General features: G+C 44.5%; 12 protein-coding genes. 2 read left to right on the forward strand and 10 right to left on the reverse strand.

Annotated elements, in window-relative coordinates:
- Nucleotides 1-98: 98 nt before the first annotated feature.
- Nucleotides 99-4,376 (reverse strand): PAS domain S-box protein, encoded by a 4,278-nt coding sequence (locus QUB37_RS04015; protein WP_333159336.1) that lies wholly within the window; start codon nt 4,374-4,376, stop codon nt 99-101.
- A gap of 353 nt (nt 4,377-4,729) precedes the next feature.
- Between QUB37_RS04015 and QUB37_RS04020 the strand changes: the two genes are divergently transcribed.
- Complete coding sequence (locus QUB37_RS04020) at nt 4,730-6,097, forward strand: TldD/PmbA family protein (RefSeq protein WP_333106075.1); 1,368 nt, start codon at nt 4,730-4,732, stop codon at nt 6,095-6,097.
- Between the two features lie 255 nt (nt 6,098-6,352).
- Here QUB37_RS04020 and QUB37_RS04025 read toward each other — a convergent pair whose 3' ends face one another.
- From QUB37_RS04025 to bioF, 7 genes are all read right to left on the reverse strand, one after another.
- A complete protein-coding gene (locus QUB37_RS04025) occupies nt 6,353-7,744 on the reverse strand; it encodes an ATP-binding protein (protein ID WP_333159338.1) in 1,392 nt (463 codons plus the stop codon).
- Nucleotides 7,745-7,901: 157 nt separating this feature from the next.
- The gene (locus tag QUB37_RS04030; protein ID WP_333159340.1) at nt 7,902-9,236 is read right to left on the reverse strand and encodes an ATP-binding protein; all 1,335 of its coding nucleotides are present in this window, start codon (nt 9,234-9,236) and stop codon (nt 7,902-7,904) included.
- A gap of 197 nt (nt 9,237-9,433) precedes the next feature.
- Nucleotides 9,434-9,805: a response regulator gene (locus QUB37_RS04035; protein WP_333159342.1), complete on the reverse strand. Its 372-nt coding sequence runs from the start codon at nt 9,803-9,805 to the stop codon at nt 9,434-9,436.
- Nucleotides 9,806-9,817: 12 nt separating this feature from the next.
- Nucleotides 9,818-12,742 carry an ATP-binding protein gene (locus QUB37_RS04040; RefSeq protein ID WP_333159344.1) on the reverse strand — a complete coding sequence of 975 codons (2,925 nt, stop codon included), beginning with the start codon at nt 12,740-12,742 and terminating at the stop codon, nt 9,818-9,820.
- A gap of 426 nt (nt 12,743-13,168) precedes the next feature.
- A complete protein-coding gene (locus tag QUB37_RS29765) occupies nt 13,169-13,438 on the reverse strand; it encodes a hypothetical protein (RefSeq protein WP_445251284.1) in 270 nt (89 codons plus the stop codon).
- Between the two features lie 403 nt (nt 13,439-13,841).
- On the reverse strand, nt 13,842-13,991 hold the full coding sequence (pirA, locus tag QUB37_RS04050) for an arginine synthesis PII-interacting regulator PirA (RefSeq protein WP_172185012.1): 150 nt from the start codon (nt 13,989-13,991) through the stop codon (nt 13,842-13,844).
- A gap of 270 nt (nt 13,992-14,261) precedes the next feature.
- The gene (gene bioF / locus QUB37_RS04055) at nt 14,262-15,434 is read right to left on the reverse strand and encodes an 8-amino-7-oxononanoate synthase (RefSeq protein WP_333159346.1); all 1,173 of its coding nucleotides are present in this window, start codon (nt 15,432-15,434) and stop codon (nt 14,262-14,264) included.
- A gap of 66 nt (nt 15,435-15,500) precedes the next feature.
- Between bioF and QUB37_RS04060 the strand changes: the two genes are divergently transcribed.
- Nucleotides 15,501-16,436, forward strand: a complete 936-nt coding sequence (locus QUB37_RS04060; protein ID WP_333159348.1) for an exopolyphosphatase — start codon at nt 15,501-15,503, stop codon at nt 16,434-16,436.
- A 123-nt stretch (nt 16,437-16,559) separates the two neighbouring features.
- On the opposite strand, the gene QUB37_RS04065 is transcribed toward QUB37_RS04060, so the two are convergent.
- A complete protein-coding gene (locus QUB37_RS04065) occupies nt 16,560-16,793 on the reverse strand; it encodes a hypothetical protein (RefSeq protein WP_333159350.1) in 234 nt (77 codons plus the stop codon).
- Between the two features lie 11 nt (nt 16,794-16,804).
- Nucleotides 16,805-17,926, reverse strand: coding sequence for a glycosyltransferase family 4 protein (locus QUB37_RS04070; RefSeq protein WP_333159352.1), 1,122 nt, complete (start codon nt 17,924-17,926; stop codon nt 16,805-16,807).
- Between the last annotated feature and the right edge of the window lie 156 nt (nt 17,927-18,082).

An 18,082-nucleotide genomic window follows, 5' to 3' on the forward strand; every position in this document is an offset into this window, starting at 1 on the left:
TAAAATCTAAAATCTAAAATCTAAAATCTAAAATCTAAAATCTAAAATCTAAAATCTAAAATCTAAAATCTAAAATCTAAAATCGACTGACGCCCCTACTATTTATACACTTTGTCGATCGGAATCTCAATCTTAAAAGTTGTTCCGCATCCTATGGACGAAATACAGTCAATCTTGCCCTTGTGCTTTTCCACCACAATCGAGTGCGCGATAGACATTCCCAAGCCCGTACCTTTCCCCACAGCTTTCGTAGTAAAAAACGGGTTAAAAATTCGCTCGACTATCCCCTCGGAAATGCCCGTACCGTTGTCCGAAATTTCTACCCTAACAGTGTTTTGGGGGGTTACACCCGTGGAAATAGCAATCCGTCCACTCTTTGTCTCTGATTGTGGAACCGATAACTGGTGATATCGTTCTTCAATAGCATCAATTGCATTAGCAATAATATTCATAAACACCTGATTCAGTTGGCTAGCATAGCACTCCACAAGTGGCAGTTTTCCAAAGTCCTTAATTACTTCAATTTCCGGGTGGTTGTCCCGACTCTTCAAGCGGTGCTGCAAAATTAACAAAGTGCTTTCAATTCCCGCGTGAATATCGACCGGCTTCATTGCCGATTCGTCCAATCGCGAGAAATTTCTGAGGGACAACACAATTTGCCGGATGCGCTCGGTTCCTACCTGCATCGAGCCCACAACTTTTCTTAAATCCTCAGCCATGAAATCTAAATCAATCTCTTGAATGCGATCGACAATTTTTGAATTAGGTTCGGGATACTCATGTTCGTAAAGAGTAACCAGATCGAGCAACTGTGTTGTATACTGGTTGAGATAATCAATGTTAGCGTGAATGAAGTTAACCGGATTATTAATTTCGTGAGCTATGCCAGCCACTAATTGCCCCAAAGAAGACATTTTTTCTGTTTGAATGAGCTGAGTTTGAGTAGCTTGCAATTCCAGCAGCGCTGACTCTAAATCTCGAGCTTTTTCTCTTTCTCGTCCCTCGCTTTGCCGCAGTGCTTCCTCTGCTTGCTTGCGAGTCGTAATATCCTGGCCCACCCCAATTATTACCTTAGCCAGACCGTCCGCATTCCTACTAAAAATAGTATCCCGACTTTGCAGCCACAAAAATCGACCGTCTGCTGCCCGCATCCGGTACTCAATTTCCCTAGTTTCGCCATCTTCAATTCCTGCAAAGCTGGCGTGATGTTTCACAATTTTAGAAAAATCTTCGGGGTGTATTAACTGAGGCATCATTGACGAATCCATCGCTGTAATTTCGTCGCTGGTATAGCCCAAAAGCGCGAACATAGAAGTATTAGTGTAGATATTTCGCTGTTCTTCCAAGTCGTAGAGATACAAAATACCGGGAGTAGCATCGGCTACTTTTTTAATGAACTGCTGGCTTTCTTGCAACGCTAACTCAGCTTGCTTGCGATCGGTAACATCAACGGCAATGCCGTCCCAAAGAAAAGCGCCGTTTTCTTTAGCTTCAGGACGCGACATTATCTGCAACCAGCGAATCTTGCCTGAAGGTAGCACGAACCGTCCTTCCCACTGCCAAGGTTGCAAAGTCTGGGCTGAAATAGCAACTGATTCGTCATGATTTTGGCGGTCGTCGGGATGAATCAAATCTGTTATTAAAGCCGCATTTTGCAGAACAGCTTCTGCTTCTCGCTCAAACATTTCTCGGCAAGCCGGACTAATGTAAGGAAAACTGAAAGAGCTATCTGTACGCAATACAAATTGATAAATTACTCCCGGCACATTACCCGACAGCTTTTGGAATCTTGCCTCGCTTTCCCGCAGTGCTTCCTCTGCTTGTTTGCGCTCCGTAATGTCAGTAATTGAACCAACCATGCGGACGGCTTTTCCAGATGCGTCCCACAAAGCTTGTCCCCGACTCAATATCCATTTGTAGGCGCTGTTGTAGCACCACAAGCGGTATTCGGTGATGTAATGCGGCGTTTTTCTCTCCAAGTGTTCTTGAAGAAGTTGCTGAGAACTCACTAAATCATCTGGATGTAAACTCGTATTCCATTTGTTATTGTAATCGCTAATGTCACTATCTTCGTAACCAGTGATTTCCTTAAAGCGCTCGGACACAAAAAATTTCCCTGTTTGCAAGTTCCAGTCCCAAATGCCGTCATTGTTGCCTTTGAGCGCTAACTGCCAGCGTTCTTCAGTTTGCATCAATTGAGCAGTTCTCTGTTTGACTCTATTTTCTAGTTCTTGATTAAGCTGTTTGAGACTTTCTTCTGCCTGGTTGCGTTCGATCGCAATTCCTGCTAAGTTTATGATCGCCTCTATCAATTCCAGCTCAAAAAAATGGGGGTGACGCGGTTGGGAATAATACATTCCAAAAGTTCCCAAAACTTGACTCTGAGATGAGAAAATAGGAGTAGACAAGCAAGCTCTCAGTCCAAAACTCAAGGCTAAATCTCGAAAATTTTTCCACAAAGGATCGCTGGCAATATCTGTAACGATCACCTGTTGACGACTAAAGGCAGCAGTGCCGCAGGAACCGACATCCGGGCCGATGGCTATGCCATCAATAGCAGCATTGTAACTGTCGGGCAAACTGGGCGCGGCTCCGTGCAGTAAATGTTCGCCATCTGGAGCTAGAAGCAATATCGAACCGATGACATCTCTAGATTGCTGTTCGATAATTTTAACTAAAGTATTTAAAGTATCCCCAAGAGTTGCGCCCTTAGCAATCATTTCTAAAATTTGTTTCTGACCGGTTAACCAATTTTCAGCTTGCTTGCGCTCCGTAATGTCGCGGGCCACCCACAGAACCGCGTTTTCTTTCATTGGCGAAATGGTCGCGGCAAACCACGTTTGTACGCTGGCAAGTTCGAGGTTATATTCAAAAGTACAGGTTTGATTTGTAGCAAGGGCGGTGCGAATTTGCTCATGACAAAAATCTGCAATTTCTGGCTCGAATAATTCGCTGACTTTTTTGCCGACAAGTTCTGCCGACGGTTTGTATAAAAGTCCGGGATTTGTCGGGGCAATTTTCAGGTAGCGTCCCTCAATATCAATCACCAAAATTACGTCGTTCATGGCAGCGAACAAAGCTCGAAGTTCCGATTCAGAAGCTTGCAGGGCGATTTCAGCTTGTTTGCGATCGCTAATATCGGTCCCGATACAAAGCAGTCCTGCCACATTTCCCTTCGCATCTAGTAAAGGTTTATTTGTCCACGCTATCCACACCCTTTCTCCATTGCTGCGGATGTTTTCATTTTCGTTTTGGAAGTATTTTTGCGACTGTGCCAAACAGTCTCGAATCTTTGTCGCGAGGTCACTTTCAAATAACTCTGTTTTCGGTATAATTGTGCCGATCGCACTTTTGCCGATGATTTCTGCTTCTGAATACCCGAAAAAAGTTTCAGCAAACTCGTTAAAAAAAGTAATCTTGCCTTCACTGTCTAACTGCACAATCATGCTGTTAGCATTCTCAACTAATTGCCGGTACTTAACTTCGCTCGATCGCAGTTTCGCACGGCCGTACACCCAGTTAAAAACCGCCGCCCCGCTCAAAAGTGCCAGCAAGCCACCTCCAAAAAGCAGCCAGCCCCGAAACGGCGAATTCGCAGGCCATCCTCCCGCCGGAATTGCTGCCAACTGCCAGGAACCGTTGGGCAAAGTCACTTCCAGCAGCACGGGATGGTGTTGAAAAATTGACTCGTCACCGAAAAACACTGGGCCGGAGGCTCCAGTCCCGTCTTTGCCCCGCAGAGCGTATTGCAGCTTCGCTGAGGAGTCGTTGAGTCCTGCTTCCTCAATCAGGGAATTTTTGTCGAGGATCAAACCTGTCAAGCCCCAGTAAACTCCTGTTTCAGGCTTGGCGCCGGAGGGTGTGAGAAAAATCGGCGATCGGCTGATCAAAGTTTCGTCCCCCTCCAATAATTTCACGGGCCCGGCAAGCAAAGTTTTTCTGGTTCGGATGACCTCTTTGACCATTTGCCGCTGTTCGGGTAGCGCCGTCAAGTCAACCCCGATCACCGCTTCATTGCCCTCCCGTGGGTAAATGTAAGCGACCGTTGTGCCTTTAACTAAAGTTATGGCGCGGATGCCCGGTTGCTGTGCCACCAAAATTCTCGCCGTCGCTGCAAACTCGGCTTCGGTGATGTTTGGGTTGTTGGAAAGGTAAGCCCCCAAACCCCGCATCAAAAACAGGCGGGAATTCAAAGATCCTTCCAGCTTAGAACGGACTGTGCTGAGCCGATCGAGGGTGCTAGCGCGGTTGTACTGCAAAAACCGTCGCTGTTCCGATCGATCTAAAATGGCAACTCCGACCAAAATTGCTATTGATGCCGAAATAGCTGCTAAATACGGTGAAATTTGGAATTTTTTAACCTTAAAGTATTCCATCTGCAGGGGGTTAAGGTATTTTTTTACGTCTTTAGATAGATTTAGTTTAGTTTGATTTCTCTAGGCAAATCCAAAATTTTCGGAATACCGGGCTTTTCGCAAGCGGGCGCGAGTTTTGTGGGTTCTAGGATACCCGCCGAACGCGGGCGATCGGCAAGCTTCTAATCATCAGTTCTGTGGATCAAGTTTTAAATCTCAAATCGACTGACTCGGGATTTACCGAGTAGGGTGCGCCGCGCCAGCACCCTACTCGGTGCGGGAACGCGCACCCGAAAGACGGGAGTTATTAGCTAAAATAAGGTTAGCAATAATTTTTTTCAGCGCTACGGCTAATCATTCATAGGGGCAATTTGATGCAAGAACAGTTGATGGAAGCGATCGCACCTTACCGCGATCGCGTAGATTATCTAGAAGTTCGCCTCGAACAAAGCGAGTCAACTGCGATTAGTTTTCGCGGCCCTCAGTTAGATGCTGTCAACCGCAGTTTTAGTCTCGCCGGTGGCATCCGCGCCTGTCACAAAGGTGGCTGGAGTTTTGTAACTTTTAACGGTTTAGATGAATTAAAAGACCGCATTGAAGAAGCTGTAGTGCAGTCTCGCTTGGTTGGCAGCGAAAAAACTCTACTAGCAGATGTCACCCCTATTCAAGATTATGTAGCGGTGGAATTGGGTCGCGATCCGCGCTCTATTACTCTAGCCGAAAAGCGGAAATTGCTCGAATCTTACAACCAGTTGCTGTTAGATTATGACCCGCGAATTCAGACGACAATGGCAGGTTACAGCGACAGATTTGGGATTACTTATTTTGTGAATTCTCAAGGTACTTGCATCGCTCAAGAGCGCTTGGACGTGACCGGGCGTTTCGGAGCGATCGCCCGTGGCGAGGGTGGTGTCGTCCGCCAAGGGTTTGAGTCTATTCACTCGCGATCGGATTACGATGTCTTGACAAATATTGAAGATCGTGTTAAGAGTGCTGCCGTTCGAGCTGTAGGCCAACTAGAGGCAAAATCGGTAAAAGGCGGTCAGTATCCGGTGATTTTAGACCCTTATTTGTCGGGGGTTTTTATTCACGAAGCTTTCGGGCATTTGTCGGAAGCAGACGGCATTTACGAAAACCCAAAAATGCAGGAATTGTTGACTTTGGGCAAGCCTGTGGCGATCGAACAATTGAATGTAATTGACGATGCAACTGTGCCGGGATTGCCGGGAACTTTAAAATATGACGACGAAGGTGTGCCGGCTCAGTGCAAGCATTTAATTAAAAACGGAGTTTTAGCGGCTCGGATGCACAATCGCGAGACGGCGGGCAAAATGGGCGAAAGTCCGACGGGAAATGCCCGGGCTCTGAGTGCTACTTTTATGCCTTTGGTGCGGATGACTAATACTGCGATCGAGTCTGGCGAACACTCTTTTGACGAAATGGTTGCTGACATTGACGAAGGAGTGTATGCAGTGCGGATGTTGGGAGGACAAACCAACGGCGAAATGTTTACCTTTGCGGCGGCTCAAGGGTTTATGATTCGCGACGGCAAATTAGCCGAACCAGTGAGCGATGTCACTTTAAGCGGCAATGTATTTCAGACTTTAAAGGATATTGAGTCGATAGGAAACGACTCGGTTTATGCTTACGGCGGTTGCGGTAAAGGCGGCCAAAGCGGTTTGCCCGTAAGTGTCGGCGGCCCCCATCTGCGGATTAAAAATGTCGTCGTCGGAGGAAGATAATCATTAGTCATTAGTCATTAAATTAGTTCAAAACATACGCAACTGGCACATGGTGAAGGCGTCCTCGCGCCCTCACGCCTCACCTTAACCAGTGCGGGATACTGACAAGTTGACAAACCACTGAAAATCTATTATTTAGGGCTTCACTGAGGTCGTTCGGTGTTTGGAGACTTCAGAAATTACAGAGAAATTGGGGAAGTGCGATCGCGATATAGATTCTACCAGGCTTTACCCTAATTTTTTGTTTAATTCCTCTTAAGTTGCCTGCATCTGTAACCGAGCGCGTTGCCTAATGGGAACCTCAATCACAAATTCTGCACCTTCATCTGGCTGTGAAAAACACTTCAAATTTCCGCCGTGCTTCTCCACCACAATCTGATAGCTGATCGATAATCCCAAGCCAGTACCATCACCCACAGGTTTAGTTGTGAAGAAAGGATTAAACAGCCGATTTCTTACATCGCTTGTCATCCCCGGCCCATTATCTTTAAAACTGATTCTTACCCACTCGCTATTCAGCATAGAAGTACCAATCGTAATCGTCCTAGGCTCGTTTTTAACTTGCTCCGGGCTGCTTTTTTTGTCATAGTGATTCAAGGCATAAATGGCATTGCTCAGGAAGTTCATAAATACCTGATTCAACTGACAGGCATAACATTCTATTTGTGGCAAATATCCGTATTCTTGAATAACTTGAATAGCCGAAGAATTCGGCTTAGCCTTGAGCTGACTATGCAAAATTACTAGAGAGCTGTCGATTCCCTCGTGAATATTAACGGGTTTCATCTCAGCTTCGTCTAGGCGCGAGAAGTTCCGCAACGTCAGCACAATCTGACGGATACGTTCTGCCCCCAATTTCATCGAAGACAGCATTTTAGGCATATCCTCTTTGATAAATTCCAGCTCGATTTTCTCAATTAAAGCGTCGATCTCAGGGTATTTATGGGCATCGTGATCCTGGTAAAGGGTGATTAAACTCAATAGCTGATGAGTGTAATCATTGACATAATTTAAGTTGCCATAGATGAAGTTAACTGGATTATTAATTTCGTGGGCAATACCGGAAATTAGTTGTCCTAAGCTAGACATTTTCTCAGTCTGAATAAGCTGAGATTGGGTGCGCTGTAAATTTTGCAGTGCCAGTTCTAGTTGGATGGCTTTTTCTCGCTCTCGCGCTTCCGATTGCCGCAATTTCTCCTCCCTTTCTTGGCGGGAGCGCTCGTTTTCCTTTAGTTGTTGCACATGGGACAATGTTTTGTTAATCGTAATTTCTAAATCCTGAAAATCTATAGGCTTTGTCAAAAAATCAAAGGCCCCACCGTTCATCGCCTTTCTGATATTTCCCAAGTCGCCATAGGCAGATATAACTACTGTTTGAACCAGAGTAACTAGCTCGTTAAGTTTCGCGAGCAAAGCCATACCATCCATGACTGGCATATTAATGTCTGTCAGTACAATATCTATATCCGGCTGTTCTAGCAACTTTGAAAGCGCTTCTACGCCATTATGTGCAAAAAAAACTTGGTATTCTCCTGTGCGGATCTTGGTTCTAAATTTCTGGGAAATTAAACATTCTAAATCTGGCTCGTCATCCACAAATAATATTTTAGCTGGCATATTGCCAGCCCTTTCGGTGGTAGGCGACATTTTTTGAACTCCTTGGAGTGATTAATTTATCCGATGAGTAATTTTGATATACTTTTATTTATATTATAAATTATTTCAAGAGTAATGAAAAGGCTGATTTCTACAATGGCAAACCGGATGGCTGAAATAGGCTCTGAGTTTGGTAGAAGTCGATTGATTAGCTAAGGTCGAGTGTCGCCCTAGTTTGTTTGAGTGGAATTTCAATCCAGAACTCTGTTCCCTTCCCTACCTCTGAAAAACAGTTTAATGCGCCCCCATGCTTCTCCTGTACAATTTGGTAGCTGATATAGAGACCCAAACCAGTACCCTCACCGACAGGCTTAGTAGTAAAAAATGGTTCAAAAATACGGTCTTTCACGTCTGCCGTTATTCCCGGCCCATTGTCCCGAATTTGAATGACGACACGGGATTTTTCCTCTAGCAGAAAAGTGCGAATAGTAATGGCGAGTGGGCAAGCGAGGATGTCATCTAGCGATCGTTGTTTGTGGTACTCATTTAAAGCATCAATAGCATTAGAAAGGATGTTGATAAACACCTGATTGAGTTCTCCAGCATAGCATTCCACTAAAGGCAGATTGCTGTACTCCTCGCTCACTTGAATCTCTGGACGCGCTGCCCTTGCTTGAAATCGATTATGCAAAATCAGCAGACTGCTTTTTATTCCCTCGTGAATGTCAACAGACTTTATGTTAGCTTCATCCAGCCTTGAGAAGTTACGCAAAGACAAAACAATCTTCTGAATGCGGTCAACACCCCCTTTCATCGAAACCAAAATTTTGGGTAAATCTGCTATCAGAAATTCCAAATCTATGGCTTCGATTTCAGCTTGAATCTCAGAATTGGCAGGGGTGTACTGCTGATAGAGATGCAGCAGGCGCAGTAGGTCTTGAATGTAATCACTGACGTGGCTGATATTGCCGTAGATAAAGTTGACGGGGTTGTTGATTTCATGGGCAATCCCCGCAACCACTTGACCCAAAGAAGACATTTTTGCGGTCTGAATTAGTTGAGCTTGGGTCTTTTTTAGGTCTTGCAGACTATAATGTAAATGCTGAGCTTGTTCTCTAGCCAAAGCTTCTGATTGCCGCAAATGCTGGTTTTCTTTTAACTGTTGCACCTCGCGCAGCGTTTTGTTGAGGGTAATTTCTAGATCATGAAAATCTATCGGCTTGATTAGAAAGTCAAAAGCACCGAAGTTCATCGCATTTCTTATATTTTTCATGTCGCCATAGGCGGATATAACTATTGTTTTGAAAGGGAGGTTTATCTGATTAAGTTTAGAGAGTAAAGTCAGGCCATCCATTTCAGGCATATTAAGATCGGTCACTACGATATCTAGATCCGGATGTTGTTTCAATTTTTCCAGGGCTTGTACGCCATTATGGGCAAAAAAAAGCTGCCATTCTTCCGCCCTGATCTTTTTTCTAAATCTCTGGGAAATTAGAGATTCTAAATCGGGTTCATCATCCACAAACAGTATTTTTGCTGACATATTAATTTTTCGTTTCAATAAGAAATAAAAATTTAGCGCTCTAGAAGGACAGAAGGAAAATGCAATCGAGCAATTTTCAATCGAGTGAAGGACTGCTTTCAATTACCAATTACCAATTACCAATTACCAATTACCAATTACCAATTACCAATTACCAATTACCAATTACCAATCATTAAATATGTTTCCTTGTGAGTTTACTCCAAATTAATTATTTTATTTTTGAGTGTATCAAAATTAACAGGCTTAGTAATATAGTCATCAGCTCCATAAGCTATCGCGGTTTGGTAATTTCTCTCATCTCCATAAGCGGTAATCATAAAAACTTTTAGGTCAGGAAACTTTTGTTTGAGAATTCTCAGCAGTTCTAGCCCATTCATTCCGGGCATATTAATATCAGACAAAATCAAGACAATAGATGCTTCGTCCTGGTTTTCTAAGTAGGTCAAAGCTGCCTCTGCTGATAGGCAAAAATGAAATTGAATCTGCCCTGCTTTAATTTCTTTCCTAAATTTCTGCTTGAAGAGTGACTGAATATCTTCCTCGTCGTCTACAACCATTACTTTCATTTTTTTAACTCCTTAATTTCGGCTACTTTTTTTTGGCAATATGATGATAAACTCTGTGTAAGTTCCTACTTCTGTTTCGACTTTTAGTTCTCCTCGATGTTGCTGGACGATAACATCCTGACTAATAGAAAGACCTAGACCAGTACCTTCCGCTGGTGGCTTTGTAGTAAAAAAGGGATTGAAAATTTTATCGAGTACCTCTGGTTTTATACCTGAGCCATTATCGCGAATACGGATTTCAATCGCCGAACCAATATTTCGAGTTCTCACGTCAAGCAGCGGTGAAAATAATTCTCCGATTTCTTGTTTCTTTTTATAGGCTGCATAACAAGCATTGCTAATAATGTTAAGAAAAACCCTGCCGATGTCTTGTGGCACGACCTCTACTTCGCCAATATCATTGTCATAGTCGGTTTCTATGGTAATATTAAAAGCAGCTTCCTTGGCTCGCATCCCGTGATAGGCTAGATTAATATATTCAGCGAGTAAACTATTTATATCTGTAGGTTCCCACTGACCGCTTTGTCCGCGAGAATGCAAAAGCATATTGCCAACGATTTTGTCGGCTCTTTGACCGTGTTGATTGATTTTTATAAGATTCGCTTTGAGATCGGTTAATAGCTCGGCAATATCCTCACTGGTTTCAGGATCTAAACGTTCTGCTTGATGTTCAATTTTTTCAAACAGTTCTTGGGTTAATTCCGCAGAAAGTTCTGAGAAATTGTTAACAAAGTTTAAGGGGTTTCTGATTTCGTGGGCAATACCTGCTGTTAAACTGCCCAGAGAAGCTAGTTTTTCTTGGACAACAATCTGATTTTGCATCGCTCTGAGATTTGCTTCTATCCGCTGGCGCTCTTCAATCTCATTCTGCAATTGCTGCACCGTATGGGTGAGTTCAGATGTACGTTCCTCGACTTTGATTTCTAGTTCCTCATTAGCTTTTTGCAGTGCTTCTTGGGCTTGCTTGCGATCGCTGATATCGCGCAGAATCACCACATATTCTTGCATACCTTGATTTGAAAGCGAAGCATTTTGAGAAAATCGATCGGAGATAGCAACTTCCAGAATGCGCGATTCGCGATCGGGTTGGTTGAGAGTTTGTTCGCTGCGGCTGGGCCACCGATCTGGCCCAAAAGCCAATCCGGGGAGTAATTTGTTCAGGTGACGCGCGATTAATTGACCCGTGCTTAACTCAAATAGACGCTCAGATGCTGGGTTAGCCTGACGAATCATCCCATTTTCATCTAGCACTACAATGGCGTCTATGGCAATTACAAACAGTTGTTCTGCCGCCTCTCGTGCCTCGTCCATCGAGACGACTTGGGGTAAGCTAGTCCAGCAGGCGACGGCCACCCCGACAAAAGTGACTGTTAAGATCAGCACTGCCAAGAGATTAGAGCCAACGCTAGAGTTGGTATCTAATTGGGATCTAAAAACCCAGCCAAGACAGACGGCGCTACAGACTAGCAAAATCAGGACTACAACCTGAAATGCCACAAAATCTTCGATCTGGCTCTGGCGCCGGGCCCTGTAATGCCTAATCCACCAAGCCCAATGGAACGGCGCAAAGGAAATGCGACGGATAGCCGCATCCACTGCCAAAATAGCCACAGGAAACAGAACGCCGATCGTCAGGTCTTCCCAACCCCAGCCCAAGCCTCCGACCACCAAAACAACTCCATCGAAGATGAAAAAGCCTGCCGCCCACCAAGGCCATCGCACTTCTGGCGAGCCTCGCTGCAGCCACATTCCTAGATAGAGTACCATCAGCATAATCACGTAACTAGCACAACACACCACCACGATCCTGGTGACATCTCCCCAAACCAGACCGATCAAACCGAGTAAAAGGGAAAATACCAGGGCCGGTTCCAGGACGCCCCGTCTGGAGATAAAAGCGAAGACGGGTGAAACGTGCCCGTCTAGAGCAAGTTGGTATAAGACGCGGGGAGAGTTGGAAACGCAGGTGGCGGAAGAAAGAAGACTGCTTGAGGCCAGCAGAAGTGTGACGATCAATGAAGCTGAAGAGCCCCAGAATGGTGATGCTGCAGCTAAGAGGTTATTAAACGAGTCATCGCCCAGCCCTGGGGAGGTTGCTAAGCGCATCAGTATCCAGGAACTCCCCAGATACACCGGTGGAATCAGCCAAGCGGTTAAGCTCAGAACCCTCAAAGCTTCCCCGGGACGGCGGCTGTCGGCGACAAACGAGGAAGCCGTTTCACAGGCGCAGGGGCCGTAGATCGCAAAGAATGACCACTTGGCCCAGTCAATAAAGGTTAAAGTTGGCCAACTGCTGGGGAAAAGTCCGGGGCTATCTGGCGAGAAAGCTAACCATCCCATGCCTTGAATGGTAAACACCAGTAGGAATCCAACTGCCGGGATAATGAAAAATGAGTGCAGGATCGCTAAGGCGCGGCTGCCGCTAAATGCCAAAATGTAAGCGATTAGTGTGAATCCAATTCTTAGCACCGTTTCCGGACAGGCAATGCCCAAGGGTTCAAGGTTAGCTTGGATCAGCGCCGTCAGGACGATCGCGTTGACTGACGGATATACTGCCCAGCCCGCGAAGTAGGTGATCGCCGCATAGCGACCCAGAAGCGGATAATTGTTCAGCAGCCTAGTTATATAGTTGGGCGTTCCGCCTGACATTTCTGGCCACTTTTCCCCTAAGCGTTTCACTTGCAGGTTCAGCATCACCCCCATCAATACGGTGGGCAGCCAGACGAAAATGGCATTTGGCCCGAGGGCCGCGTGCATTGCTGGTGCAAGGGTAACCCATGCGATATGACTACTCATACCGAAGCCCAGCGTTTCAAGGGGACTCAGGGTTCTCGGCAGGCGCATGAGCGATCGCTCATTGAGATTTTCTCGTAGGAAAGGCTGAGCTGGTTCTGAGTGGTAGCCGTTTTCCGGCTGGTGCTGGATGTCTGTCGCCATCAATTTTACCTATATATATTTTGAATATTGCAGTCGCTACCCCATGCTCGGCTTTATATATCTAAACTTTTTTCTGTTAATAATTGTTCCTAGTCTTAAATTTTGGCCAAGCTGCCTTTCCCAGTGAACCATGACGAGCTATCTCAATCCATCTTCAATATCTTATTACCTTTTATTTCTAACTTGTGACTTTTGCTAATTTGGCGTTCTTTTAGCCATGCCGTTGATGGCTTCGCCTAACCCGTTCGGTATTTAGGGACTTCAGGCATTACAGAGAAATTGGGCAGGATTTAAGCAACAGTCACACCTTTGTGTACCAGCACCAAAATATTAGACAATAAATATCGGAACCTTGGCAAGTTTTAGTTGCTCACTTAAATAATTTGATAGCAGCCGTGTTTAATTTGATATATTGTTTGACGAGTTTTATCGGCTAAACTTTTGAGCGCCTACCCCACGCAACTTCATGGCAAGCAATATGATTTCTGGGAATTCTAGCTTGACGGCACTGGCAATATTCTCTCCCGTTAGTTGCTTGATTTCCCTAGGAAATTGCTCAATTTTCCAAGGAATAGCACACACATGAGTGTACGTTATTCGTGCTGGATTGAGTTTGGTTGTTAGTCGCGACTGTCCATTTGTCAGTACCCAGGACTGCTTTAGGTGATGGGTGAGGGCGTGAACACGCCTCACCATGTGCCAGTTTCGTAAGTCCTATAGTTATTAGTAGGGTGCGCCTCGGCGCAATTTACTACTATAGATAGATAGTGTTAAAAATACAAGGAATGCAGCGTAAGTCCTATTCTTCCTTCTTCCCTCTTCGTTCTGACTTCTTAACTTACGCAAAAAATGGTTCAATCCGCTATTGGTAGAGTTTCTGTGCCCCGATACGCACCCTACAGATAGAGTTTGTGCGTGCAGGAGTGTTCCCTCTTTCTTCTTCCTTCTCAGTAAAAAATCCCGGTTTCTTGAAGAAACCGGGATTTTTCCTACCAACTAAGAGAAGAGTCAAAACTTAACAGGTAGCGGTTGCGGGAATTCTGCATTTCTCGCACAACCCTCTAAACCAAACTACGGGCAAATTCTAGTTGCAGCTTCTTTAAAGCTGTCTCATTTCCTCTTCAAGCACCCGAACCAAATCTTGATTGCCACTGGATCTCGCTACTTCTATGCGGTGCATCAGTTGCTTGTGAATGTTAGCGCGGTGGGTTTCTGCTACTTTTTTTACGTTTTGACGATTTGTGTTCATGGTGGACGTTCCTTATATTAAATTTGGTGTACCTGCTACTTCTCTAATATAGCGCTAAATTCCAAAAAGTATCTAAATTTACAAAAAATTTACAGTTGTTGACCGATCGACAAAACTCCTGTATAAGATTGGTCATAAGTCAATAGCGATATCTTGACAATCAGAAGTCATTAGTCAGTAGTCATTAGGCTGATGCCCGATGCCCGATGCCCGATGCCCGATGCCCAACATTTACATTTAGTCAAGCGGTGCGCGGTACGTACCCAACATTTACTCCAAACTCAAAACTTGCTTCAGCGCCTCTACCAACTGCTGAAGGTGTGCGAGCTCGTGAGTTGCCATCAGCGAAATCCGAATTCGACTCACGCTTACAGTCGGAGGCCGAATCGCCGGAGCAAAAATACCCATCTCCTTGAGTTTGCTGCCGACTATTAAAGCGGAGGCTGCATCTTTTAACGGAAGACTGAAAATGGGGGAGAGGGAATTGCTAATTGGTAATTGGTGATTGGTAATCGCGCAATATTTGAAAGTTTCGATATTTTCTCGCAACCGAACTCGGCGTTCTGGTTCTTGCTGTACAATCCTCACAGCTTCCAAAGCAGCCGCCGCATCAGCAGGTGTCAATGCTGTAGTATAAATCCAACTCGCAGCTCGATTACGCAGAAAATCAATTAAAGCAGCAGAGCCCGCAACGTAACCACCTAAACTTCCCAAAGCTTTGCTGAGTGTCCCCACTTGAATCAGCGGTGTTCCCGTACACCCGAAATGTTCTGCACAACCGGCACCGCTAGCACCGAAAACTCCTGTAGCGTGAGCTTCATCTACTAATACCATGCAGTTAAAGGTTTCGGCCACAGCCAACAACTGTGGCAGCGGACACAAGTCCCCATCCATGCTAAAGACGCTATCGGTAATAATTAAACACTTGCGGTATCTTGCGCGATTTTGCTCTAACTTGACCGTTAAATCCTCAAGATTGCAGTGACTGTACTCTAGGCCAGTTGCACCGCTGAGTGTGGCTCCGTTTTTCAGGCTCGAATGGTTGTACTTGTCAGATAATATCAAATCGCGCTTGCCGACAACGGATGCGATCGCCCCTAGATTCGCCAAATATCCCGAACTGAATACTAAAGCATCTTCAGTTTGTTTTAAATTAGCAATAGCTTGTTCTAGCTGTCGGTGCAAATCGCGGTGTCCGCTGACCAACCTCGAACCCGTCGCACCCGTACCAAATTCCTTAGTTGCAGCCATAGCAGCTTGAATTAACCTGTCATCGGCAGCAAGTCCCAGATAATCGTTGCTGGCAAAGTTAATCAGCCGACGGCCTGCTAATTTTACCATCGGCCCAGGGGAACTTTCGATCGATTGTGGCGATCGATACCAATCGGCACGGCGAACTGTGTCTAGGGCCTTCTCTATCCAAGCGTAAGGGTCTGCGTTCATATTGGAAAGCGATCGGGTAATACGTTATATTAGCTGGTGATCAGTTCCTCCCTATCACAGAAGCATATGCCACTCACTAAAAAATACAGATTAGTCACCCGCAGCGATTTTGACGGTCTAGTCTGTGCCGTTTTGCTCAAAGAACTCGATATGATCGACGAGATTAAATTCGTGCATCCTAAAGATATGCAGGATGGGAAAATCGAAATAACAAATAACGATATTAGCACCAATTTACCCTATGTTGAGGGAGTTCATCTAGCTTTCGATCACCATTTCAGCGAAACTCTTAGACACGAGAAAATCAAAATTAACCACATCATCGACCCCTATGCAGCTTCTGCTGCTAGGGTACTGTACAAATATTATGGAGGCCAATCAAAGTTTCCTGATATTTCTGAGTCGATGATGGCGGCAGTTGACAAATCAGATTCCGCTCAATTTTCCCAAGAAGAGGTTCTGCATCCGCAAGAATGGGTGCTGTTAAACTTCATAATGGACGCCCGAACCGGCTTGGGAAGGTTTAAAGATTTTACGGTTTCCAATTATCAGTTAATGATGCAGTTAATCGATTACTGCAAAAATCATACCATCGATGAAATCTTGCAGCTTCCTGATGTAAAAGAAAGAGTAGACCTCTACTTCGAGCAAGAAGAAAAATTTAAAGAGCAAATACAGCGATGCGCCAAAGTTTATAATAATTTAGTTGTTTTGGATTTGCGTAACGAAGAGGTGATTTATGCGGGAAATCGTTTTGTAATTTATGCTTTGTTCCCCGAATGCAATATATCGATTCACGTACTTTGGGGACTGAAACAACAAAATACTGTTTTCGCAGTTGGCAAGTCAATCTTTAACAAAACTTCTAAAACTAATATTGGGGAGTTAATGTTAAGATATGGCGGTGGTGGACACCAGAATGCCGGAACTTGTCAGATTGAGAACGATAAAGCTAGTCAAGTTTTGAAAGAGTTAATTGCCCAGATAGAGCAAAATGGTTAAATTGGCTTTATCTTTTTTGCAGTCAGGACTTGAGTCTTTGATTATTTATTTTAATTTTCAGCACTAAAGTCCTTACTACAAACGGGGATTTTTAGGACGGAACTCCTTACTGCAAACGGGATTTTAGTCCTCAAGGTTTTTAGCTGGCGGGTTCTGAACAGTGAGATTTTCTGAACTGTTGCCTTTGACTGGTGGCAAATGGTCTACCAAACCCATATCAAAAGCGATATCCGGCAACTCATCAGCGTTATATTTTCCTGGCTCAAACAATCGCCCGGGAGTAAAACAAGGCTGTTTCAACCGCACCACCTCCCCGGGTGAAAACATTCCCCTAAACATTTTGCGTTCGAGTCCCATAATTTCTGCTCCTAAAACAACTTTCGCATTAATCCTAGCAATTTTTGAGCAGCAGCTTCCCAATTAAATAAATCCGCCGTCTCTTTAGCTTTGTGAGCTACCTGAAAACGCATCGGGTCTTCAACAATTTTTCGCAACTGTTCGCGAACAGACTGAAGATTTGGCTCGGCCCAATGAGGAGCATTTCTGATTTTTAGATACTCAGTATCGTAACACTTTCCCACGGGAATTAGATCGTAAGCAATGGGATAGCAGTTATCAGCATTGGCGTACTCAGTCGGGCCGCCGTACATAGTCATAGCAACGGGCAAACCTGCTGCAAAGGCATCCAAAATTTTAATCGCAAAACCCTCGCCGCGAAACGGAGCTAAAAAAGCATCGGCTGACAAGTATAAATCAGCTAGTTCTGCTTTAGTACAAAATTTAGGCTTTACTTGAACTTTTGACTTGAACTTGCCGAATTGTTTTTCGATATTTACGAGGTGTTCAACTATAACATCAGGATTTTTGCCACCATCTTTGATAATTAACTCTACGTTAGAATCATCTTTAAACTCTTGACAAAAAGCTTGAATTGCCAAATCCGTGCCAAATCTATACAAATCAAAAGAATTGGTCATGTGCAGAATATACTTTACATCTTTTTGGGTTTTTTGCGGTCTGGGCAAATAGAGTTGCGAGATTAAAGGATTGAAACCTAGAGGCATGACTGATACGTTGGCTGCCGGACATCCAGCTTTTATTAAAACGTTCTTAGAATATTGGCTGACGGCTAGTTTGTGAGATGAAGTGTTAACAGCATCGTAAATCCAGTAATCATAATCATCAGTGTTTTTGGCGAATTCGTAATTAATCGCAAAAAGTTCTAAGTTGAGATGTCCGTTGAGTTCTTTTAAAAAATAAGGTTTCCAGTAATGAGACCATTTGATATGAAATAAATCTGAGGGTGTGGTGTTCATCCACTTCTCTAGCAGGTCGTTTTCTTCCGCTGTCGAATTGCGGCTGAGATGAGAGGCTATTGTTGAAGGTTCGACAGAAATAGGAATTCCCATTTCGTGTAAAGTTTTCGCCAGGGATAGGGTAATATCGGTAAAGGAGTTAAAGTGTTGAAAGGCAACGTTAAAGTGAACCATATTTATTGGTTATGAGTGTAGGGTAATCGCATCTAATTTGGTATAAATCGTACTTGACAAATGACCGAAAATGCACCTGCCTCTGGCAGGGCTGCGGTGGAGACGGTATCGGCGACCAACAAGCAGTTAAACTGGGAATGGACTTCCGGCAGGTAT

Source organism: Microcoleus sp. AT3-A2, from assembly GCF_036705685.1.
In the GTDB taxonomy this organism is placed as follows: domain Bacteria; phylum Cyanobacteriota; class Cyanobacteriia; order Cyanobacteriales; family Microcoleaceae; genus Microcoleus.